This is a genomic window from Nostoc sp. C96 (assembly GCF_059384975.1).
The window spans coordinates 5,377,483-5,399,755 of sequence record NZ_CM182020.1; the positions used below are offsets into that span (position 1 = coordinate 5,377,483).

General features: G+C 40.1%; 20 protein-coding genes and 1 tRNA gene. 3 read left to right on the forward strand and 18 right to left on the reverse strand.

Features of this window, described 5'->3' with window-relative positions:
• Window positions 1-23 precede the first annotated feature (23 nt).
• The 3 genes from AC504W_RS23025 to AC504W_RS23035 form a co-directional block, all read right to left on the reverse strand.
• On the reverse strand, window positions 24-1,193 hold the full coding sequence (locus AC504W_RS23025; RefSeq protein ID WP_494874531.1) for a pyridoxal phosphate-dependent aminotransferase: 1,170 nt from the start codon (window positions 1,191-1,193) through the stop codon (window positions 24-26).
• 53 nt (window positions 1,194-1,246) lie between these two features.
• Window positions 1,247-1,582, reverse strand: coding sequence for a hypothetical protein (locus tag AC504W_RS23030; RefSeq protein WP_096580326.1), 336 nt, complete (start codon window positions 1,580-1,582; stop codon window positions 1,247-1,249).
• 296 nt (window positions 1,583-1,878) lie between these two features.
• The gene (locus tag AC504W_RS23035; RefSeq protein ID WP_494874532.1) at window positions 1,879-2,280 is read right to left on the reverse strand and encodes a fasciclin domain-containing protein; all 402 of its coding nucleotides are present in this window, start codon (window positions 2,278-2,280) and stop codon (window positions 1,879-1,881) included.
• Window positions 2,281-2,440: 160 nt separating this feature from the next.
• Here AC504W_RS23035 and AC504W_RS23040 point away from each other — a divergent pair, with 160 nt between their 5' ends.
• Window positions 2,441-3,379 (forward strand): putative 2-dehydropantoate 2-reductase, encoded by a 939-nt coding sequence (locus tag AC504W_RS23040; RefSeq protein ID WP_494874533.1) that lies wholly within the window; start codon window positions 2,441-2,443, stop codon window positions 3,377-3,379.
• 214 nt (window positions 3,380-3,593) lie between these two features.
• Here AC504W_RS23040 and AC504W_RS23045 read toward each other — a convergent pair whose 3' ends face one another.
• From AC504W_RS23045 to AC504W_RS23055, 3 genes are all read right to left on the reverse strand, one after another.
• Window positions 3,594-4,088, reverse strand: coding sequence for a hypothetical protein (locus AC504W_RS23045; RefSeq protein WP_096580332.1), 495 nt, complete (start codon window positions 4,086-4,088; stop codon window positions 3,594-3,596).
• Window positions 4,089-4,186: 98 nt separating this feature from the next.
• Complete coding sequence (locus AC504W_RS23050; RefSeq protein ID WP_494874534.1) at window positions 4,187-6,322, reverse strand: pentapeptide repeat-containing protein; 2,136 nt, start codon at window positions 6,320-6,322, stop codon at window positions 4,187-4,189.
• A 59-nt stretch (window positions 6,323-6,381) separates the two neighbouring features.
• The gene (locus AC504W_RS23055; RefSeq protein ID WP_096580336.1) at window positions 6,382-6,726 is read right to left on the reverse strand and encodes a hypothetical protein; all 345 of its coding nucleotides are present in this window, start codon (window positions 6,724-6,726) and stop codon (window positions 6,382-6,384) included.
• Between the two features lie 377 nt (window positions 6,727-7,103).
• On the opposite strand from AC504W_RS23055, the gene AC504W_RS23060 reads away from it, so the two are divergent.
• On the forward strand, window positions 7,104-7,541 hold the full coding sequence (locus AC504W_RS23060) for a hypothetical protein (RefSeq protein ID WP_494874535.1): 438 nt from the start codon (window positions 7,104-7,106) through the stop codon (window positions 7,539-7,541).
• Between the two features lie 129 nt (window positions 7,542-7,670).
• Here the strand turns inward: AC504W_RS23060 and AC504W_RS23065 are convergent, their stop codons facing one another.
• A complete protein-coding gene (locus AC504W_RS23065) occupies window positions 7,671-8,108 on the reverse strand; it encodes an RrF2 family transcriptional regulator (RefSeq protein ID WP_096580340.1) in 438 nt (145 codons plus the stop codon).
• A gap of 296 nt (window positions 8,109-8,404) precedes the next feature.
• Between AC504W_RS23065 and AC504W_RS23070 the strand changes: the two genes are divergently transcribed.
• A tRNA-Cys gene (locus AC504W_RS23070) sits at window positions 8,405-8,476 on the forward strand.
• Window positions 8,477-8,960: 484 nt separating this feature from the next.
• Here AC504W_RS23070 and AC504W_RS23075 read toward each other — a convergent pair.
• The 11 genes from AC504W_RS23075 to AC504W_RS23125 form a co-directional block, all read right to left on the reverse strand.
• Entirely contained in the window at window positions 8,961-12,008 is a 3,048-nt protein-coding gene (locus AC504W_RS23075; protein WP_494874536.1) for a pentapeptide repeat-containing protein, read from the reverse strand.
• A gap of 78 nt (window positions 12,009-12,086) precedes the next feature.
• Complete coding sequence (locus AC504W_RS23080) at window positions 12,087-12,929, reverse strand: tetratricopeptide repeat protein (protein ID WP_096580343.1); 843 nt, start codon at window positions 12,927-12,929, stop codon at window positions 12,087-12,089.
• A gap of 241 nt (window positions 12,930-13,170) precedes the next feature.
• On the reverse strand, window positions 13,171-14,091 hold the full coding sequence (locus AC504W_RS23085; RefSeq protein ID WP_494874537.1) for a ribonuclease D: 921 nt from the start codon (window positions 14,089-14,091) through the stop codon (window positions 13,171-13,173).
• A gap of 198 nt (window positions 14,092-14,289) precedes the next feature.
• Window positions 14,290-14,763, reverse strand: coding sequence for a TspO/MBR family protein (locus AC504W_RS23090; protein WP_494874538.1), 474 nt, complete (start codon window positions 14,761-14,763; stop codon window positions 14,290-14,292).
• 342 nt (window positions 14,764-15,105) lie between these two features.
• Window positions 15,106-16,065: a DUF6174 domain-containing protein gene (locus tag AC504W_RS23095; RefSeq protein WP_494874539.1), complete on the reverse strand. Its 960-nt coding sequence runs from the start codon at window positions 16,063-16,065 to the stop codon at window positions 15,106-15,108.
• A gap of 293 nt (window positions 16,066-16,358) precedes the next feature.
• Window positions 16,359-17,093, reverse strand: coding sequence for a phosphoadenylyl-sulfate reductase (locus AC504W_RS23100; RefSeq protein WP_494874541.1), 735 nt, complete (start codon window positions 17,091-17,093; stop codon window positions 16,359-16,361).
• A 321-nt stretch (window positions 17,094-17,414) separates the two neighbouring features.
• Window positions 17,415-17,777, reverse strand: coding sequence for a type II toxin-antitoxin system PemK/MazF family toxin (locus tag AC504W_RS23105; RefSeq protein WP_494874542.1), 363 nt, complete (start codon window positions 17,775-17,777; stop codon window positions 17,415-17,417).
• Window positions 17,767-17,985, reverse strand: a complete 219-nt coding sequence (locus AC504W_RS23110; protein WP_494874543.1) for a hypothetical protein — start codon at window positions 17,983-17,985, stop codon at window positions 17,767-17,769. Before AC504W_RS23110 ends, AC504W_RS23105 begins: the two co-directional genes overlap by 11 nt.
• Window positions 17,986-18,391: 406 nt before the next feature.
• Window positions 18,392-18,781 carry a hypothetical protein gene (locus AC504W_RS23115; protein ID WP_494874544.1) on the reverse strand — a complete coding sequence of 130 codons (390 nt, stop codon included), beginning with the start codon at window positions 18,779-18,781 and terminating at the stop codon, window positions 18,392-18,394.
• Window positions 18,774-19,331, reverse strand: coding sequence for a Panacea domain-containing protein (locus AC504W_RS23120; RefSeq protein WP_494874546.1), 558 nt, complete (start codon window positions 19,329-19,331; stop codon window positions 18,774-18,776). The genes AC504W_RS23115 and AC504W_RS23120 overlap by 8 nt, the downstream gene beginning before the upstream one ends.
• 224 nt (window positions 19,332-19,555) lie before the next feature.
• Window positions 19,556-22,027 (reverse strand): ATP-dependent Clp protease ATP-binding subunit, encoded by a 2,472-nt coding sequence (locus AC504W_RS23125; protein WP_096580359.1) that lies wholly within the window; start codon window positions 22,025-22,027, stop codon window positions 19,556-19,558.
• Window positions 22,028-22,273: the final 246 nt, after the last annotated feature.

Below are 22,273 nucleotides of genomic sequence, written 5' to 3' on the forward strand. Positions count from 1 at the left end.
GCCTTTGCGTCTTTGCGCGAAATTTAAATAATATTCCGCAAACCATTAACTAATCTTTCTATCCCTGCTTTGGCTGTATTTTCTTGTAATGCACCATAAGCAACGCGCAAATAACAGCCATTTTCCATTCCAAAAGTTGTACCAGGAATCACCGCAACTTTGTGTTCTTGAATTAATCTTTTCACCAACTCAAACGCATCCATTTGCGTATGCACTTTGAGAAAGAAATAAAACGCACCATCAGCTTGGGCAATAGTACATAAACCTTGGAGATGGTTCAGCGAGTCTATCACTAACTGACGCACTTGGGAAATTGCCCCAAGATTTTCCTTTAAATACTCATCTTTAGCCTGTAATGCACCTAAAGCAGCATACTGCGAAACCACAGGCGGACAAATCAAAATAGTATCTTGAACTTTTTTGACAGCCACAAGCAAATGTTTCGGAATTACCATGTAGCCAATGCGCCAACTCGCAAAACCATAAGCTTTGGAGAGACTGTAGAGAGAAATTGTATGATTGCTACTACCAGCAAATGCCCCTGGTGAAATATGTTTGACACCGTTGTAGGTAAAATATTCATAAGCTTCATCGCTGATGTGGTAGATATGGCGATCGCTACAAATTTGATTTACTTGGCGTAAAGCAGCTTCAGAATAGACAACACCTGTAGGATTATTCGGAGAAATGGTCACAATTGCCTTTGTTTTAGGCGTAATTGCTGCGGCTAATGCTTCTGAACGCAATTGGTAATTTTCATCCGTCTCTACCAACACCGGACGACAACCCGCCATTGTAACTGCCATTTCATGATTGAAATAGTAAGGCGTATTCAGAATAATTTCGTCACCAGGACAAGTAATCGCCAAAATAGCGTTCATAAACGCCATATTGCTTCCAGCCGTCACAACAATGCAGTTGTCATCATTAATTTCAATACCGTTAAAAGCTGACAATTTTGCTGTCAATGCAGTTAATAAAGGCGGAATTCCCTCAACAGCTTTGTACAGATTATTCGTCGGTTCCGCTAAGAACTTCGGTAAAAGTTCAACGGCTTCTGGTGGTGGACTGTAGGAGACTACACCCTGTCCGAGAGAAATGGTTCCCGGAGAATTTTGAATCAGTTCCCCAACCACAGGAATTATCGGCGACTGCACCGCCTGCATCCGAGAAATCAACTTATCATCAGTCATTAGTGACTTCCTATCACCCCATCCCTCATCTTGACAGGTGTAGGTTATTAACGTTAGTAGGTTTTGGAAAAACCAGGATGATGGACAAAGCGTTTGTGGAAAATCAGCGCCGCAAAATTAACCACCAAACAAGTAATTGCTAGAGATAACAATATATAAGTAGGAGCCAGCACAACACCAATCACAAACCAACTAAATACGTGCAGTGCCATCACAACAGCAAAAATAATGGCAATTCCTACAACTAGTTGCAATTGAGATATTGGTCTACGTAATGCAGTTAAGATGATGGTTAATAGTGTAGCAATTAAATTGGCTGGTACAAGAAAAGCACAAATACCAATACAATTGGTGCGAGAAAATTCTGCTAATGTATGAAAATCGAGCATTTATTTAGTTAGATTTAGGATTAACATTTTAAATAAAACAAATTAAATATATTTTTATGTATCTCAACTAACACTAGCACTAATTAAAAGTGAATACTCCGCCAACGTAACATAATTTAAACAATTCCATCCTATTTGATTCATCAACTATTCCTAAAGCCAGAGAATAGAGAGGATGACATAAAGTTGTTAACAATTTATTTAGGATTGTTATATTTAAACAAATTAAAAATTATTAATAATTAATATTAAAAAAATTAATTTGCTTTAGGTGGGTACACCCCACCTAAAGCAAATTAACCTGGCAAAATCACTGTATCAATAACATGAATTATTCCATTATCAGCATCGATATCTGCGGCTAAGACAGTAGCATTTTTGATTTCAAATCCTTCAGAACAATCTATTTTAATGGTTGAACCTTCTACAGAGGTAACTGTACCGAGTTTTGCTAAATCATCTTTGGTCAACTTCCCTGAGACGACGTGATACTTTAAAATTCTTGTCAGTTGCGGAATATTCTGCACTAAAGTTTGGATTGTTCCTGGTGGTAACTTGGCAAAAGCCTCATCATTTGGGGCGAAGACTGTAAACGGCCCTGGACTTTTTAATGTCTCGACTAAACCAGCAACTTGTACAGCAGTTACCAAAGTTTTGAAAGCATCGTTACTTACTGCAATATCAACAATATCAGCCATATTATTTTACCTATTCACTGTTAAAAATTTTAATTTATATTAAAGCTGTTTAATTTTTTTTGCAAAAACTTAAGTGAGGAAAGTAGAATGCCATAAGTAAAAATCAATATAGTTAATAGATATTACTCAATAGTTATTAGAAAATTTTGTAGGATAAAAAATGTGCGATCGCAAATACGCCATCATCGGAACAGGTGCATTAGGTGGGTTTTATGGCGCTAAACTGCAACAAGCGGGTTTGGATGTCCATTTTTTACTCAATAGTGATTACGAACACGTCAGCCAACATGGTTTAATCGTCGAATCTAAAGATGGCGACTTCACCTTACCACAAGTTAACGCCTATAACGACGTGACAAAAATGCCACAATGTGATGTGGTAATAATTGCCCTTAAAACCACCCAAAATTATCTATTATCCAAGTTATTACCCCCAGTTATTAAAAATAATGGTGTGGTATTAGTATTACAAAATGGATTAGATATTGAGCCAGAAATGGCTCAGATTGTTAGTAATGTCAACATTATTGGCGGCTTATGTTTTTTGTGTTCCAATAAAGTTGGACAAGGGCATATTCGTCACTTAGATTATGGACAAATAGTTTTGGGTGAATATACCCCTAACTACGAAGCTGCCGGAATCACCAATAGAATACAGCAAATTGCCGACGATTTTCAAAATGCTGGTATAGTCATTGAATTAACAGAAGACTTACTGTTAGCTCGGTGGAAAAAATTAGTCTGGAATATCCCTTATAATGGTTTGTCTGTAATTCTTAACGCCAGAACCGATGAATTAATGGCAGATTCATATACTCGTCAATTAGTAGAACAATTGATGTATGAAGTAGCCGCAGGTGCAAAAAGTACTGGACGTATTATCGCTGATAGCTTCATTCAAACAATGCTGGATTATACAGTCAAAATGAAGCCTTACCGCACCAGCATGAAAATTGACTATGACGAACATCGCTCTTTGGAAGTAGAAGCAATTATTGGGAATCCATTACGCAAAGCCCAAGGTGCAGGTGTGTTTTTACCACAAATTAGCTGCTTATACAATCAGTTAAAGTTTTTGGATAACAGAAATAAACACTAATTGAGCTTTAGCGATTCCTAATAAAAAAGGCAATATTCAGTCCCAAAATTCAGAAAATTTTCTCCTCAATGTTGCCTCTTGCTATTGAATTATTGCAAGTATTTGTAGAGTGGGCATTCGTTACTGTATTCTAGATTAATTGAGAGTTTTGCTGAAAATGCCCACCCTACATATTTTTCAAAAATAAATTAGATTACTGTATTCAATTTCCTCATTAAAATCTCAAACCTACACCACCTTGCACAGCTACCGCTGCACCACCTCCATCACGATAAGCATCAAAGGCAATAATCGCGTTGCCAAAAATTACAGTATTGCTATTGGGAACAACGTAATCAACCCCTGGCTGTAAAGCAAAACTAATCTTGTTACCAACAGGAGAAGGACTATCACCGCCAGTTAATACCAACCCTGCGCCCAAATAAGCATCTGTTTGCCAATTGAGTGGCAAGTCATAAGATACAGTCGGGACAACAGCTGTATTCTGACCAATCAATGCTTGAGCGCGAAAAGAAACTGGTGCTTCTAAAAGCTTGTAGCGGAAAGCTAAAACACCCCCAACTTGAATACCATCAGTCAAGCCGACAGTTGGGCCGACACCAACATAGCTACCATAAGCAACTTGCGCTTGTGCTGGTTGATAACTTATTAGCAAACTAAAAACTGCACTGGCTGCTATAAATGAACCTAAATTAGGCAGATACTTCATTACCCGACTCCTCACACCATACTTTGGATGTTTTCTGATGCCATTTGTTGTTAGTGAGGAGGTAGGATTAAGTATTCTCCTGACTCCCCATTTAAATTTTACGGGCAACGGGGATGAATGCCACCTTGGGTACAAATGTATGCTAGTTGCTTCGTATCTAAATTTTTCGCTTGAGAAAAATCCACACCTTTGACTACAGCAGAAACTGTACCAGTATCTGGAGTTTGCACAAATTGATCTGCGGGATCTTGTTTGCTAGGAGCTAGAATTGTGTCTTTAAAATCTGCGCCAGCGACGTTTGCACCGCGTAAATCTGCAAAACTTAAATCAGCGTTGCGTAAGTCAGCATTTTCTAATTGAGCAGAACGTAAAACTGCACCAGTTAGACGGCTAGTACTCAAATTAGCATTGCTGAGATTGGCACGATCTAAATAGGCTCCAGATAAATCTGCGCCTTGCCAATCAGTTTTAGTTAAGTTAGCAAATGATAATTGTGTCCCGATCGCAATTACTCTACCTAAACGTGCAGCATAGAGATTGGCTTCGTTTAATTTAGCATCACCTAAATCTGCCCCAGTTAAACTGGCATTTTCTAAAACTGCACCTTGCAAATCGGCTCCTACAAGTTGGGCGCTGCTGAGATTTGCACCAATTAAACGCGCACTTTCTAAATTAGCGCGGTTGAGAGTTGCACGACTTAAATCGCTCCCAGTCAATAACACCCGACTCAGGTTAGCATCGGTGAGATTGGCTTGTTTCATTTGTACTTGGGTTAAATCAGCGATCGCATCATCAAAGGTATCCCAACGGCCATCTTCCCCAACACTACGGAAACGGCTACCCTTGAAACTAGCTTGGTTGAGATCAGCCGATTTTAATTTGAGTCCTGATAAATCGATGTTCTCTAACACCAAATTGAATGAAGAATTTCCCGTTGTACTGGTTTGACTCAAAGTTGTGCGAGTCAAGTCAAGACCATTGATTTTGCCACTATAAACATTCAAAATTTTGTTAATTGTCTGCTGGTTGAGTTGTAGCCGCTTTTGCCACAATTCGCGCTCTTGAGGTGCTGCTGATTGCAGTTCGTTACCTAGAAACTGATTCTTATTTTTTAATTCTGGGATAGCTGGAATGCCCACAGTTGTTAAAGCTTGTTGAATCGAATTCAATAACACTGGGTTAGTTTCATTAACTAACAAATCAGCCAAAAATTGAATAGATTGGGCATCATTCAAACCGCCCATTGCCAGAATTGTACTTTGGCGCTCTTCCAAACTTGCCCCAGAGTTAGGACTTAATTGTTTGACGAGTTCCAAAAACTTTTGACTGTTAACTTGTGTGGTTTCCCGCTGATTTTGCTGTTTTTGGATATAGATTTGAGTACCAATTAAAGCCGCCAACACCGCAGTCATGCTGGCCAGTGTGACCACAAATAAAGTTAAGTTAGAATTTTGTCGTACTTGCCGCCACAATGTCGGGAATTTGGTTTCTCCAGCCGTTATTGGTGCTAAGGTCGCTTCGGTTGCAGCTGCTGGAGCTTCTGGCTCATTGGTTTTGGCTAATGCACCCCGACCATTGGGGCGTTTTGCGTCAATAGCTTCCGTACCTGCTAACCAATCATGCAAAGCACGACGACCTTGGCGAGATGGTAAAGCTATACTTTCGCCTAACACCATCAATACTGCCAAAAATGTAAACAATCCCAAATTAGGAAAAGCAAAACTATACCGCCACAGTATGTAAGCAATAGAAACTGGTACAGACCATCGACCAATGCCTTCTCTAGCGATCGCTCCACCTAAACCTGGAGCTTTACCTTGCTCATTCACAACCCGCACACCAAACCACCGTTTCGGCAAGGTACTACCAGTTTTTGCCAGTAAATATAATTGCCACCACGATAAAGTTACAGGTGCAATTAAAGCCAACATCCATAAATAATTAGTCGGCCAGGCGACATTGCGGATACCGTAGCTTACAGGTAAAGCCAAAGGCCGAGCGATCGCTCTTTCTGTCACGACTAATACTGGATTAAGTGGTACGCGGTTGATATCGCTTCTTGAATTGACATAAGCTCCCAATCCAAAGGGAATGAAACCACTGGCGACCACCAGTGTCATTTCAACTGTCCAAGCCGCCAAGCGTCTAGTTACTAACGGCAGTGAATTAACTTTTGTTGGTGTTTTTGACTGACTAGGTTGACTATCATTTCTCCTCACAATTGGGGTCGCCATTGAATAATTCCCTTTAAATTTAATAGTTTTGCCATAAATGGCGTGATTAATATAGAGTGCTATTGCTTATTGGAAAAGCTATCAGAAACAAAAAATTTGTATCCAAGATACACTAACCCAGCCAACACTGCCAGACTAATTGCAGAGGTAACAAGTTTTAGGACTGCTTGCAATACCGCCAAACCCAATAGCACAGTTACACCCACAACTACCAATTTCCTCGTCCCGGATAAACTTTGAAACCAAAGTTGCGAACGAGTGAAGTAAGGTTTAAAGTTGAGAAAATTAAACTGAGATTGCTGTCTGGCTGCTTTGGGTTTTTCCGCTTCTACACTCCCAGCATTAATCTCTGCCTCTAGCTTTTGCAGGCGTTGTTGCCAATCTTCTTCAGGTTGAGGATTCATAAATCTTATCTACCTCTGCTAAAACACTTGTTCAACAGGTGAGCAATCACATCCGAACTTTTTGCGGTTGTGTTTGTGATTTTAACTAATGTTTGGTTTTGACAAGGCTGATAATGGCAGAAAATAGAAAACTTTGTCGAAAAGTATATATAAGCATAATGAGAATATCAGTCTAAATTTTTTTACCATTAAGACTAATTCTCTGTCTATTCCTAACCAGAGACTTCATCCCTTTTTTATATGTAGCCATATAGCCATACAACATCATTAATAAAATTTTATACTTCGCTTTAGGAACACCGAGGGATTGCTATCGTCTATTGATTCAGACTATTTATATCAACATCGCTCTACAAATAGTCGGGAGCATAAAAAATATGAAAATTCTGAGGCTATGGCAAATTGTTCCCGTCGCTGTTGTACTGAGTATGGGAATTATCCAGCCTAACTTGGCCGAAGCACCATCAATTCCAATTTCAGCTAAATTAAAATCAGATCCGCTAGTTTTAAGTGGTAAATCAGGTGGGACTGTTCATAGTAACTGCGGTAACATTTCCACCACACCCAGTCAGATTATTCAAGTTACTGAGTCAATGCCTTATATGCGATTAACCGTTGATAGCCCTGGACAGCCAACGCTATTAATCGATGGGCCTAGCGGACGCTTTTGCGTGTTAGGTGATAGCTACTCTCAAAGCAAACCAGAATTATCCGGTTACTGGCAAGCAGGCAAGTACTCACTGTATATAGGTCAATTATCTCAAGAGCAGTATAACTATACTCTTTCGATTTCGCAACAAAAAAAGCCTAAATAAATAGGACTTACGCACAAAGAATGTTGTTTGAGATTGGGTGTGAGGGTTTTAGGATATGTACACCGTTCGACTGACGCTCACGGCAAAGCCCCTATCTACACCCAGTTTTCATAGACTACTTTCGTGAATCTAGATATAGTACATCAGGTCTTTCTGCCTATGGTTATTTCGCCGTTCGCACAAATCTTGTAGCGTGTGTTGTTGTAAAACAGCATTGGCAGCTTGACAAGCTTCTTGCCAAACCTCCTGAATTACTTGATTTTCAGCATTTTGAGAATTTTGATGGGATACTGGAGCGATCGCATCTAATCCTTCAATACAGGTCAAACAATCTAAGAGCGTTATTGTCCGCGGCTCTCGTGCCAAAACATAGCCACCTTTCGCGCCGCGAATACTTTTAATGATTCCTCCACGTCTTAAAGTTGCCAGCAATTGTTCTAAATAACGAATAGGTATATTTTGTAGCTCTGCCATCTGTCTGATTTGCAAAGATTCACCTCTAGAGTAGCAAGATGCCAATTCCAACAGGGCTAAAAGAGCATATTCCGATTTGTTAGAGATTTCCACAGGCGTAAGATTTTGAAATTCACACCTAAAGCTTTTCAAGTTGTTGACTTTACTTGACTCAGTTCATCCTGAGCAAAACTGATCACACAACTTTGATATTTAAAGGCTTGATTTTACTGTAATCAGCTTTATCAATAAGAGCAATTGTTTTTATTTTTCATTTCAATAAAAATAACTGATTGATAATTGTCAGCTACAAATCAGCAAAATGTCCAATCTTTGGGTTCTTCGATGATTGCGGCTGAGAACCCTTTCAATTTTGATAAAATATTGCTATAATAAATAATCGTGGATACGGCGACATAGCCAAGTGGTAAGGCAGAGGTCTGCAAAACCTTTATCCCCCGGTTCAAATCCGGGTGTCGCCTTAAGGCTTTCAGCCTTCAAAAGGGAAACTCAATAACCAAACTGGGGTAACTTGATATTCAAACTGAAAGTTAGAGGGTAACTTTGAGCCTGACTATACTTATTTCTCAGATAAGCTAGGCAACTCCTTGATTATTTTATGACCTCTTTAACCCTAAACTACCTTGTACAAACAAGTTCCATAGCAATCCTATGTGAGTTGTCAATAAGCGTCTGGTAGGGAAGATGTACGCAACGACAAGCTTCCTAAAGCGTTTCAACGGCTCAGAGATAGCGACTGAAGCAAGCATTAGGTGGGATTTTAAGCCTTGTGTGTACACGGTAGATATTCAAGGAGAGCTACTGTGTTAGGCGGCTCTGCTGATTTATTCGCGTAGCATCTCCGATTAGAAGAAGCTACTGGTGTGAGAGTGTTGGATGCTCGCCCACGAGTCTTTAAGCTTTATTAATAGTCTCCCATTGCTGCGTCATCATTAATTGTGTCTCTCAACTCATCCCCAATTGTTGCTTTAAGGCTTCTGGCACATTAATTGCTGTATCCAGCCCTTGCACATTCTCCCATTTTGTATTTTCATCCCAGAGGATATTTTCTAGAATTTGATTGCTGAGGTTTACGAGAGTAAGGTCTGCACCTTTGAAATCAGTAAGGGTGAGGTCTGTACCCCTTAAATCTGCTCCAATGAGTGTTGCATTGCGAAGATTTGCTCGGCTGAGGTTTGCACCATTGAGCTTTGCAAATGTGAGGTCTACGTTATTGAGATTTGCACCATTGAAATCGGCAAAGTAGAGGTTTGCACCGCTGAGATTTGCGTCGCTGAGGTTTGCTCCATTGAGATCCGCAAGGCTGAGGTTTGCAAAACTAAGGTCTGCACAACTAAGGTCTGCATTATTAAGATATGAGTGTATGAGGATAGAGCTTCTGAGATTAGCAACTCTGAGTTTAGAGATTCTCAAGTAAGCGCCACTAAGGTCAGCAAAACTAAGGTCTGCACCTGTTAGTTTTGTGCCTCTGAAGTCTGCACCGCTAAGATTAGCACCTCTAAGATTTGCTTGGCTAAAGAACTGCCAAACTAACCTATTAAAATTTCCAAGCTCAATGCTATCACTGTAATTGATGATGCGAAGTAACTGAGTTGTCCTAGTATTTTCTTTTGGTTTACCAGATGGATAGAAAATCATTTCTTGCTTAAGCTCATCCCGTCCTTTAGCATAGCGGTGTAACTCCAAAAGCAAAATCATCACATTCAACCCAGCATAAACATCTACCTGACGCTGACCTTGTTTAATTCCTTGATCTTTCAGTAACCGCATCTTTTTCTGAGGAAAGTTTTCTGGTGGTGCATCAATAAATTCCCCTTCGCACCAACGCAGATAAAAATTTTCTAACCGCTTAAATAACTCTACTGGGCGAAATTCATCACTGGGAATTAACAAACCCATGAGATATTCGACAATTTCTAATGTGAGTCCGCCGTAACCGAGTAAATCATAAATTTCCCAGTCCATTTTCTGCTTATCAACATTAAAAGTTTTTCCGTGTCTACCGGGTTCTGTCCATTCCTCCAAACTTTGTTTGATGCGTTCAGCACAAAGAAACTCACGAATACTTTTATGGAAAAACTCAACACCACCATGATCATTAGACTTGAGATAAAAAGCACCTAACGCAGTTTTTAATGCTTCTTCTCCTAGTTCTTTCTCGGCTTTAGCAATTAGTTCTTTAGCTTCATCATCCTGTTGTAAACGTGCTTTTACCATCTGCATCGAAGCACTTTCTCCCCCTGACTGCACTACACACACTGCGGCTTCGGCTAAAATGCGGCGTAATGCTTCTGGGTGTTGTCGAGTCAGTTCATAATTTAAATCAGGGTGGCGCAAATCTGCACGCTGTTTTGTTAATACCCAATTTAAAGCTTGTTCGTAAACTAATATTTTTGCCTCTGTCTCTGTGGCTTGCTCAAATTTATTAATATCTAAGGTGTGATCTCGGTGCATTGCTGTCAGCATATACAGCAATAATGGTTCCTTTGCTAACTCCTGAACTTGCTGGGGACAGGATTTTTTATTTTGTGAAACTGTCGTAGATGTTGTTTTATCTAAAGAAATTTGCAGGAAATCCATAAAGTTTAGCGTTTCATTGCTGGGGAATTTCCTGTACCATTTCTCAAACCATTGTTGTTGTAATTCCACATCCATTTCGGCAATTTCCACCCGTTCCAAGTTCGGCGGTAGGCGGTCAATGCCATACAAAGCCATCTGTCTACCTGTAATTATGACTCGATGACCCATTACCTTACTTTCGTGACAGTCATTTTGAAATGTCCCGACTTGGCGCAAAAATCTTTCTACACTTTGGTTATTGCCACGCTCAATTCGCAATTCATCAAAGCCATCTAAAATAAATAACCATCTGATGTTGCTATCTGTTAGCCAACCATCATCACTTTGCGCGAAATCTGCTTTAATTCTGGAGCGTAGAGTTTCTTCTAGACTGGGTTGAAAATCATCAATATCGCGCAGCCGAATTAAAATTGGTGTCCATACCGGGTGTAAATTCTGCCGCACCCAATCAGCAAACATCCGACAAAAAACACTCTTACCTCTACCCGGACCGCCTTGAATAAACATGACTTGGCGTTGTGTATTTGGATGTGTATTCAAGAGAATATTTTTAGCCCAGGTTTCTAAATCAAAAGGTTTTGTCTCAGAATTTAATTTGCCGTTTTTATCTACCTTTCTGGCTTTTAGTGGCACATAAATATCTTTAAAAGCAAAGTCTTCGTTAAAAACCTTCTCTTCTGGTTTACTAGCAATCTGATTCTTTAAGTACTCATCAATACTCTGAAATTTCTGCTGTGCTTTTTGCCAATCACCAAACGAAGGCTGAATCAAATATCTGATAACATCACCTGATTCTATCCACGCTTTCACAAGATAGCGGTGAGTATTCCAAGCGATCTGTTCTGTCAAAATTGCCGCATTAGTAATATTTGCAGATGCTAACCTTGCCAATAAGACTTGATTAAAAGCTTGTGCTAATTCTGATTGATGAAAACAGTTGATTGTTGCACTGGCTGTTTGATAATTTAATTCAATATCGTTGAGTTTTTGTAGTTTTTCTCGGACTGCTTCCTCACTCTGAAGAGGAGCGTCCCAATTTACATTTATATCTGAGGATAAAATTTCTTTAACGCTGTCTAAATAAGCAACTTGACTAACTATAAATACACAGTCTTCCAGGTTAGGTGGTTCGTCCTTGCTGTTTTGGCGATACAATTTCAGCAAAGCAATACCTATCGGCACAAACGGTAAACCCGCGCCTATCACCTGCGCTAATGGTGAACATAACACATCTAATAAAGAAGATGAATGTTGCAGTACAGGTTTTAAAACTGCTAAATTGTCACCGTTTTCTTGAAGAGTTTTCGCCGCATCTAAAAATGTTTTACTAGTATCAATTGTGGTATTAAGACTTTCTTCAAAAGAAAAAGATTGCCTCAACCGTTCCCAGATTTGTGACCAGCGCCTTTTCATTGGTAGTGACTCGCAAAATTATCAATATTTTAGAGCCTAGCCTAAAATTGCTGAGTTAACGAAATGAGAATTTCAGGACTATTGCCCAAGTTCCTGAATGTTATTCATTACTTGTTGATACAAGTCGTTATTACCTTGACGTTGTAATATGGCTGCGGCTTGTTCTAAATCTTTGATTGCACCTTGTTTATCTCCTTGGGCTGCACGGGCGTTACCTCGATTATTGTAAGCAGGTGCAAAATTAGGATTCAGGCGTATAGCTTCATTGTAATCTGATATGGCTCCCTGTTTATCTCCCTTGGTGGCGCGAGCGTTGCCTCGGTTATTATAGGCGATCGCATATCTGGGATTTAAGATAATAGCTTGGTCGTAATCATCCAGGGAACCGTCTTTTTCGCCGATGGCTGCACGAGCGTTGGCGCGGTTATTATAAGCTTCTGCATAGTTGGGTGAGAGCTTAATGGCTTGGGTATAATCTGCGATCGCACCTCGATTATCTCCGAGGGAGGCGCGGGCGTTTCCTCGACTGTTAAAGGCTTCCGCATCGTTGGGAGACAAGCGCAGCGCATCGTTATAATCTGCTATTGCTTTTTGCTTGTCTCCCGTATCAAAATAGGCGAGTCCTCGTCCTTTGTAGGCAGCACTGTAATCAGGGTTGAGGTTTAGTGCTTTAGTATAAGATGCGATCGCAGCTTGTAAATCCCCTTTGAGGTGTTGATTTTGCCCTTGAAGATACAGTGTCCCAGCTTGTGAGGTTTTAATGGTACGGCGGCTAGGTGGAGTGAAGCCTATCTCTGTCACCAGCACGTTCTTGTCTCGATTACAAGAGACAAGAGTCATTGCACTCAAGACAGTCAGCACAACTATAGTCAATGTTTTTTTCACCTTCACCCGCTTTTGCTCCCATAACCGCAGCTTCATAAGTTGCTTTCCACCAGCATTCCACCTAGATTTAATTAGCACCCGATTTAATTAATTTTGGAATTTAGATGTGTAATGTCAATTAACACACTTTACTGATATTCCTAGGTTTAATAACGGTTATCTCTGGACTTAACCGGGAAATTTATTAACTTTTTGTCTTCTATGGGGTGATTTAATGGTGATTAATTATACTGAAAAATGTTATTAATAATAATTATGCGAAAGTTAGCGCTCTACTTTACTCATTCTCACTATTACTTTCCTGATTTTTAGGAGTTAGTCTCAAAGAATTAGATGTATCTATTTCTACAGATAATTGTTCTAAATTTTCACCTAAATCTTTTTGTAGCTTCTGAGTTAAGGTAATCGGAAAATCAAAATTTAATCCTTGACTTTGTACCAGTCTTGCCAGTTCTAAAAACTGTGCTTTTACGGTTTTACGTTCATAAGCAGTCAACTTAAAGAAAGATGTTTCTGATACATTTTGAGACTGCATAGCTTTTTTAATTCGCTCTTGCAAATGCTCAAATTCAGAATTTAATAGCTTCCATTGCTCTTCTATTTGTGTATATCTTACATTGAGAGCTATTAAATCTTCTGCTTCTGGATTCGGATTACCTGCTAATTGTAATTCTAACAAACGTTTATGCACTTGAGCAAGATAAATGCAGTCGAGATAAGCGTAATCTATTTGTTCTTCTGTTAAAGGTCTTTGTCCCCAATCGCTAGTTTGTGCTTGTTTATCAATATAGTGAAAGTTACACAAAACAGTCGCTAGAGTTTTTAGCTGATAGTTAGGTACTGGCAAAAGATAGTAAGGTATTTTTTTCGCGACTTCTAAAGTACAAGTAATATTTTCAGCTTTTTTATTGCCGAGAAATTTTACATCATAACTTGCATTATGAAATACTTTTTCTATATCTGGGTTGACCATAATTTGCTCAATAAAATTAGCTACCAAATCAGGCTGATCTAGGACATCCAAAAGGAAAACGCGATCGCCACTCATATCTTCAGGATCATCTAATACTTGAATCAGCGATAATCTTGGCTTACGGCTTTTATAGTCAGCTACTTCTGTATCTATCCAGATGGTTTTAGCCTTTGTATATTCAGCAATGATTTGATAAATTTTACTGGCAGTAGTCAGGTAGGGCATTATTAAGATTTATTTTAGTTTTTCTTGAATATTTATACTATTAATTAAGGAGGGTGGACATTTTTAGTCAAGTACTCAGTTAAACTAGACTATCGGAGTAAATGACTCTCTTTAACTGTAGTCTAATCCCATCCTCACGATCAAAAGCTACGGTTTTACGCACGGATTCCTGCCTAATTTTTTTGAGAGCATTTATACTTAGGCATCTTGAGGATTAAGATTGATCATCTCCCAAGTAGTATAAGTACCAATGGGACTCCAAAGTAGAAAGGGTACTAATAACAATGCTGCCCAACCAGAAACAGGTAAGACAGCAAGAGTTAATATAATTCCAATAATAAAACCTGCACCACCGATAATTGTGCCGGCTTGAAGACTCCGCAGCCAAAACATCACAGGTGTGTAGGCAATAATAGCAATTTCTAAAATTAAATATAAACTCATCAACAACCAAGTGGCTCTGGTTCCTGGGTTAGTTTCCCAGACAATATAAGCCGACCAAGCACCACAAATAAAAATCACACTCCAGATAATAGGAATTGCTGCTTCAAAAGTTAGCCATCTCGGTCTTTGTAAGCGCTTGAACCACTGGCGATCGCGCGGCTGAATTAAATTAGCACCCAAAGCAACTAATATTGCCACGCCCCCAATTATCATCCATGATTTAATCATGACCTTATTCCTTGTAATTACTGCATATCGCTGAGATATGACCATTTATAGTGTGATTTTGTCAATCTAGCCACTCAATACTCATCATCCCTGAGTCTGATATCGTGTCCGGTTAAAGGCTTATCATTTAGACAGCAGGGGAGAGGATTTTACTATTTATGCACACTTACCTGGAATTATGACTGATTACTCAGAGATATTTCCGTTTATCCAGGCTTAATTGCAAAATAAAAGGGACGTATAAATTTACGTCCCTAATGATCATAAGAGCAGAGTGTAGGTATGCAGAACCCTTATACTCCTATATCCAATCTCAACAGATAATCTACTCTGTGCAAGACCTTACTTCAATGGTTCTAGATCACTAATAGTGAGATATAGTTCTTCATCAGCAACTTGTTGGTTGTAATCAATATTGATTTGGGTTGGGTAGCCAAATTTAGGATCATATTTGACGGTGAGACTAGATGCTTTTTTGGCGATTGCATCGTCAATTATCCCAAACAGTTTCGGAATTGAATTATATTGTTGGAATAATTCTGGATCAACTGGTTCATTGTTATTGACAGCCGTAATAGAAGCAACTTGACCATTCCGGACTGTAATGACTACTGGCTGAGTTGCTTTAGGTACACAAAAACAACTCCTGCTAAATGTAAAGCGATAATTAGTCAACCTTTGCTGATTCCATAATTGGCGGTTAACTTTTAGTTGCGTGGAATTGGAGTCATTTGGATTTGGTGTTTGTTCATTTTTTGATCCAATCCAGCGCTGAGAATTCACAACAGCATCTATTTTATTTTCTAAGGCTGTTAGTGCTTGCGGCGCGTTAGGTGAACCGAGATAATGATTCACAGTTTTCTGCTGTCTACCAAGAGTGAGAGAAGTAATTGCTGAAGGTAAATCTGTAGGCCCACCTTGATAGTTACTGGGTAAAGAGAAATAATTAACCTTGTCAAATTCTGCAACTAATCTTCTCACAGCTTGCGGACTAATTTTAGCAGTTCGCTTACCTACAACTTTCACAAAACGCTCTCCTTCGTAGACAACTCTACCATCAGGAAATATAGTAATTTTATAAATTGGGCAAGCACCAAAACACGCAGTTCTTTGCAAAGTAATAATACCTGAACGCAGCTTTTTAGTATTTTGATTGAAGATTTGTTGTGAAGAGTTCTGTGCAGTTAGTTGTGGTAACTGTACTGTAGACTGCGCTAAAACTTGGGCATTAAAAATTAAAGATACAAGTAATCCTGTACCGATTACGATAGGCGATCGCATATAAATTCCTGATAAACTCATGTATTAGTCTTACAGACAGGACTAATTATAAAAAGTTTCCTATGCTGGGCTATGTACCTAACATCAACAGGTGATAGCATTATCTGAAAATCGACAGACTTATATACCCGACTTCTAGGATCATTTGAGTATTTAGTAACGGGAACATCTCACATTTTTGAATGTCATTGCGTAGGCGTTAGCCTTCCCGTTCGCGTAGGGGTACGCAATGACAGTTATTATCTCGTTGCTAAATCAAAACTGGGATGCACCTCAGCGCAAGGACTTGCGTCCCTACAGTGTGGCTTTACTTACTATTTTTGTAAGTTCCCTAGGTGCAGACCGCACTCTTTAGCCGTAGATTCTTCCCACCACCAGCGACCTTCACGTTCATGCTGGTTTGGTAAAACAGGTCTGGTGCAGGGTTCGCAACCAATACTGATAAAACCGCGCTCGTGTAATTTGTTGTAAGGTACATCTAAAGCGCGAATATATTCCCACACTTGGCTGGAAGACCAGTTGGCTAAGGGGTTGAACTTAATTAACTGATGGTCTTCGGTAGAAAATGCGGTATCAAGTTCAATTACAGGAATATGGTTGCGTGTGCTGGGACTTTGGTCTTTACGCTGTCCTGTCACCCAAGCATCAAGAGTATTTAGCTTGCGGCGTAGTGGTCTAACTTTGCGAACAGCACAGCATTCTTTATGACCATCTTGATAAAAGCTGAACAATCCTTTTTCTTCGACCAAGGCTTGCACTTCTGCGGCATCGGGGAACATTACTTCTAACTTAATGCCATAATGTTCTCTAACTTTATCCAAGAACTGGTATGTTTCAGGGTGCAAGCGCCCGGTATCGAGGGTAAAAACCCGGAAATTTTTGGTGATTTTGGAAGCAATATCAATTAAAACAACATCTTCAGCACCACTGAAGGAAATTGCCATATTGTCAAAAGTGTCCAAAGCCAATTTCAGAATTTCTCTTGGTGACTTTTGACTATATTCTGCTTCTATAGCAGCAATATTTAAATCTGTATGGGCGGCTACCATGTCGGAATATTCTCTTCTCTCTGAACCTGAATTTTACCAATTTAAGATGCTGTTATACCAATTCTCTACAACAACGTACGGAAATCACTCCAGAGAGTTGAGACAACAATGATGCGATCGCCTCAAACAATACAAGCTAAATATCTATAACAATCCTAAATTGAACGAGTTAAAGCCGTGCATTTACTATATATCAAGTATTATACTTTACTTAGTATCAAGTACTTTATCTCTTTATTTAGCAACTCCAGAATATTTTAGGCGATCGCTTCGCTCCAGTTAGAATAATCACAAAATGCTGAGATAAAAAAGAAATGTTGATCAAAAATATTCAACTACCGCAGCAATAGCAGTAGCTATTTCTTCCATAATTTCGCTCGAACATTCTCCAATTTTGCGGATTAATCTTTGCACATCCATACCGCGCAATTGTAAAACATCGACAGCAGAAACTTTTTTCAAATTATTAGTTGTGTCTGGTTCAAGTTTGACGTGCCATATATTACCAGCGTAGTATTCTTTCCAGTCTGTGATAGGTGCAATTAATTTAATTGGTAATTGACCAACACCATCAGAACTGACCACCACAGCAGGTCTAATTTTTTTGATTTCTGCTCCTAGTGTTGGGTCAAAATTAACCAGCCAAATATCACCCCGTCTAGGTGTAGAAGAGCTAGTAGTCAAGCAAGTCTCCTGTCTCTAATTCTTGCCATTCTTTATTTTGTTCGTAATGTAGTAACATTCGTTCGGCTTGTTCTGCTAATATGCGTCGTCTTTCTTCTAATGACAACTTCATAAACTCGCGTCTGTTGATGGTTTGAGGTTTTACGGATATGGCTTTTGTCTCAATTTGTGTGTTTTCTATCTCAGAAGTAAATTTTGATATTTCCATAAATTAACAATAATAGCTGGCTTGTGTTTATCGTAGCTTACAAGAATGTTATGTGCGATCGCTCCAGTTAGAATAATTCATCAGTCAATAACCTTGTTAAACTCGACTTAGAAGACGGGTAGCCATCGCATTTTGTTCTTCTGCTGGTAATTCTTCAATTTCTGCGATCCCAAGCTGTAGTAATTCAGTTCTCCTTTAGGAGTTTGAATAGCTTTTTACAATTGATGATATCAAGTATTTGATTGAACTTACCAACCTTACTAACAGCGAAGTGTACATCATAGAAAGATGAAGGTTATATGTGAAGCGGTGTTTAAGCAACTTTTATCTTTTGGAACAAAGTGCAACAAAATATTGCTTAATTTTTATTGTTTAAAACGGAGCTTTATCCAGCCTAATTTTTTATTTAAAAATAAAGATAGTTTTTTAGTACAGTTTTATATTTATTTTTTAACCGCTTGGAAATTAACCCACCCTGCTGAATTTTTGATAAAGCTGAGAGTGAACAAGTCCCTTTGGGAACCGGACTACCAGAAGTAATTAAACCTGCAAGTGTAGTAGTATCCATTTCACGAGCATATTGGTAAGCTACGATAGACTCATGAACAATAAAATTGGGTACATCTGCACCAGGTAAGAGAATACAAGCTGTTTCTGAATTAGGTTTACGAGTGGTAATATTGACGAATAAATAATTATTGTCAGAAGTTTGTGCGATTGCAATATATAGATGCTGTCCATTGGGAGGTGTATCTATTAAAAAAGCATCCCCCAAATTAATGGTGATGCTAGACATTTATAACCTCATCTAAATAGGCCTCCCGAATAGCTTCTTGCCTAATTTCCTCAATCTCTTCCTCACTTTTACCAACATTTTTGAGAATTTCTTCTACTCGAATGGGAATAGCAGAACCATAAGGAGGTTGCCATTCTGGTAAATCATGAGTCCATTCAGCAACATGAAATGGGTCAAGATGCCCAAAAGTTTTATATACTTCTTGAATGATATCTTCTTCCTCTTCACATAATTCCTCATTGCCTGGGTCTTTGAGTAATTCAACAAAGTTGGCATTGCGGGGAGAAATATACTCAGACCATAGAGGTAAAGCATCATCAACAGGTTGACCTTTAATTAAGTCATAAACACCACTAAGGACAGGGCCATAATCCATTGATACATAATGATCTCCAGTTATTGGCTGATCCATCCGTTCTAATGCAATACGATCAGCTATATACAACATCTTGAGTAAGCCTAAATACTTCATAGACTTACCATGCAGCTTCAGAAATGTAGCTGCTGCTTCTACAGCTTTTTCTGGATGAAACCGGAACTGGATAGTCATAGTTACCCTTGAAAAGCATATAGTACATATATACTATATTAACTTTGTTTAGAATGTTAAAACCAAGGTTAGAACTTTATTATACAGGTTAACTAATATATCATTAATAAATATTAAGATATATTTATACTACTATTCCTGACCCCTTTGCGTCTTTGCGCGAATAAAAAAACGGTAGAAAACCGAAATTTCCTACCGTGCATTTAAACAACTAAAAATTCAAATTACGACTCAATTCCTTGAGGTAACAACTCCCGGCGCTGTTGAGAACTAACTTGCACATTGCCGTTTTCATCGACATCAACAACGGCGGTATCGCCGTCTTTGATGCGACCAGACAGAATTTCTTCTGCTAGGCTATCTTCCAACAAGCGCATAATTGCCCGACGTAACGGTCTTGCACCGTAGCTGGGGCTGTAACCTTCTTGGATGAGCCTGTCTTTGAAGCGTTCGGTGACTTCTAAGGTGATACCTTTTTCTGTCAGGCGACCAAACACTTCTTTGAGCATGATGTCGGCGATTTGGGTGACTTCTTCGCGGTTGAGTTGACGGAAGACGATAATTTCATCCAAACGGTTGAGGAATTCTGGACGGAAGTACTGTTTAAGTTCTTCGTTAACCAGAGTTTTAATGCGGTTATACTGCGATTCACCAGCATCTTCATTAAATTCAAAGCCGATGGTGGAAGCGCCTTTTTCAATTACCTTAGAACCGATGTTGGATGTCAAAATCAGCAAGGTGTTTTTGAAGTCAACGGTGCGACCTTTAGCATCGGTTAACCGACCGTCTTCTAAAATTTGCAGCAGCATATTGAAGACATCGGGGTGGGCTTTTTCGATTTCATCGAACAGCACCACGGTATAAGGACGACGGCGTACAGCCTCAGTTAATTGACCACCTTCGTTATAACCAACATAACCAGGAGGCGAACCAATTAGTTTGCTGACGGTGTGACGTTCCATATACTCCGACATATCCAGGCGGATCATTGCTTCTTCGGAACCGAAGAAGTAGGAAGCCAAGGATTTTGCCAATTCAGTTTTACCTACCCCTGTCGGCCCGGAGAAGATAAAGCTGGCGATGGGTCGGTTGGGGTTTTTCAAACCGACACGCGCCCGACGGATTGCCCGTGAAACTGCTTTCACAGCGTCTTCTTGACCGATTAAGCGCTGATGCAAGGTGTCTTCCATGTGCAGCAGCTTCTCGGATTCGGACTCCGTGAGCTTGTTGACTGGTACGCCTGTCCAGGAAGCAACGATGTGAGCAATGTCTTCTTCTGTAACAACGGGTTCTACCCCGTCGCCACTTGCACCGTTGGTTTTGCTTTGAGCGATCGCCCGGATTTCGGCTTTGATTTCCATTTCTCGATCGCGCAGTTCCCCGGCTCTGTCAAAGTCTTGGGAACGCACTGCATCATCTTTTTCTTTTAAGATTTGGCGCAGTTCTTTATCTAACTCTTTGGCTGCGGGGGGCAGTTGGGAGTTGATTAACCGCACGCGCGAACCTGCTTCATCAATCAAGTCGATGGCTTTATCTGGCAAGTAGCGATCGCTGATATAACGGTCAGACAATTTCGCTGCTGCGATTAAAGCTTCATCAGAAATTTTCAACTTGTGATGTTGCTCGTAGCGATCGCGCAATCCATGCAATATTTCTATAGTTTCATCAACTGATGGCTCACCTACCATTACTGGTTGGAAGCGGCGTTCTAAGGCTGCATCGCGCTCGATGTGTTTGCGGTATTCGTCGAGGGTGGTGGCACCGATACACTGCAATTCACCTCTGGCCAAGGCTGGCTTGAGGATATTTGCTGCGTCGATCGCACCTTCGGCTGCACCTGCACCAATTAGGGTGTGTACCTCATCAATCACGAGAATGACGTTACCCGCAGAGCGAATTTCGTCCATGATTTTTTTCAGGCGTTCTTCAAATTCACCCCGGTATTTGGTACCTGCTACCAGCAAACCAATATCTAGTGTGACTACACGCTTGTCTTCCAGGATGTCGGGGACATCTTTGTTAGCAATGCGGCTCGCCAAACCTTCAGCGATCGCTGTTTTACCAACCCCTGGTTCACCAATCAGCACTGGGTTATTTTTTGTCCGGCGACCCAAGATTTGAATCACGCGTTCAATTTCTTTCGCGCGTCCTACGACTGGATCAAGTTTATTGTCCGTCGCCATCTGGGTTAGGTTCGAGCCGAATTCATCCAAGGTAGGGGTCTTAGTGCGTCCCGATTGCCCGGTCGCCGAAACCTCTGCTGTTTCTCCCAGCATTCGGATGACTTGGGTTCTTACCTTAGATAGATCCACCCCAAGGTTTTCTAGCACCCTGGCTGCTACACCTTCCCCTTCCCGGATCAGGCCCAACAGCAGATGCTCGGTGCCAATGTAGTTATGCCCTAATTGGCGCGCTTCTTCTAGGGATAGTTCCAGAACCCGCTTTGCCCGTGGCGTAAACGGAATTTCCACGGCCACAAAGCCTGAACCCCGGCCTATAATTTTTTCTACTTCAATACGGGCATCTTTGAGATTGACACCCATTGATTTCAGCACCTTGGCCGCAACTCCTGTGCCTTCCCCAATCAGACCCAGGAGGATCTGCTCGGTTCCCACAAAGTTGTGACCTAAACGGCGGGCCTCTTCTTGGGCCAGCATGATTACCTTAATGGCTTTTTCTGTGAAGCGTTCAAACATGGCATTTTTCCCATCACCTGCGTCGTGCCGGTACGCTGATTTTAGCACAGGCTAAGGTTTTGGGTGTCTGTATCAGAGATAGATAGACATCCAAGGGGTAATACTCAATTTGATGGGTGAATTTGTCAACTGTTGATGAATTTTGCTACGGCTACTTGGTTGAGGAGCTTTGATTTACTAGCTTTTCAGCTTGGGTTGTAAATAGTTAGCCGTGATGATTGTAAATTAATTTTTGCCAGTCACAAA

Bases quoted from the DNA above. Each gene is read 5' to 3' on its own strand.
- AC504W_RS23025 (WP_494874531.1), bottom strand. From the start codon at position 1,193: ATGACTGATGATAAGTTGATTTCTCGGATGCAGGCGGTGCAGTCGCCG.
- AC504W_RS23030 (WP_096580326.1), bottom strand. From the start codon at position 1,582: ATGCTCGATTTTCATACATTAGCAGAATTTTCTCGCACCAATTGTATT.
- AC504W_RS23035 (WP_494874532.1), bottom strand. From the start codon at position 2,280: ATGGCTGATATTGTTGATATTGCAGTAAGTAACGATGCTTTCAAAACT.
- AC504W_RS23040 (WP_494874533.1), top strand. From the start codon at position 2,441: ATGTGCGATCGCAAATACGCCATCATCGGAACAGGTGCATTAGGTGGG.
- AC504W_RS23045 (WP_096580332.1), bottom strand. From the start codon at position 4,088: ATGAAGTATCTGCCTAATTTAGGTTCATTTATAGCAGCCAGTGCAGTT.
- AC504W_RS23050 (WP_494874534.1), bottom strand. From the start codon at position 6,322: ATGGCGACCCCAATTGTGAGGAGAAATGATAGTCAACCTAGTCAGTCA.
- AC504W_RS23055 (WP_096580336.1), bottom strand. From the start codon at position 6,726: ATGAATCCTCAACCTGAAGAAGATTGGCAACAACGCCTGCAAAAGCTA.
- AC504W_RS23060 (WP_494874535.1), top strand. From the start codon at position 7,104: ATGAAAATTCTGAGGCTATGGCAAATTGTTCCCGTCGCTGTTGTACTG.
- AC504W_RS23075 (WP_494874536.1), bottom strand. From the start codon at position 12,008: ATGAAAAGGCGCTGGTCACAAATCTGGGAACGGTTGAGGCAATCTTTT.
- AC504W_RS23080 (WP_096580343.1), bottom strand. From the start codon at position 12,929: ATGAAGCTGCGGTTATGGGAGCAAAAGCGGGTGAAGGTGAAAAAAACA.
- AC504W_RS23085 (WP_494874537.1), bottom strand. From the start codon at position 14,091: ATGCCCTACCTGACTACTGCCAGTAAAATTTATCAAATCATTGCTGAA.
- AC504W_RS23090 (WP_494874538.1), bottom strand. From the start codon at position 14,763: ATGATTAAATCATGGATGATAATTGGGGGCGTGGCAATATTAGTTGCT.
- AC504W_RS23095 (WP_494874539.1), bottom strand. From the start codon at position 16,065: ATGAGTTTATCAGGAATTTATATGCGATCGCCTATCGTAATCGGTACA.
- AC504W_RS23100 (WP_494874541.1), bottom strand. From the start codon at position 17,093: ATGGTAGCCGCCCATACAGATTTAAATATTGCTGCTATAGAAGCAGAA.
- AC504W_RS23110 (WP_494874543.1), bottom strand. From the start codon at position 17,985: ATGGAAATATCAAAATTTACTTCTGAGATAGAAAACACACAAATTGAG.
- AC504W_RS23115 (WP_494874544.1), bottom strand. From the start codon at position 18,781: ATGTCTAGCATCACCATTAATTTGGGGGATGCTTTTTTAATAGATACA.
- AC504W_RS23120 (WP_494874546.1), bottom strand. From the start codon at position 19,331: ATGACTATCCAGTTCCGGTTTCATCCAGAAAAAGCTGTAGAAGCAGCA.
- AC504W_RS23125 (WP_096580359.1), bottom strand. From the start codon at position 22,027: ATGTTTGAACGCTTCACAGAAAAAGCCATTAAGGTAATCATGCTGGCC.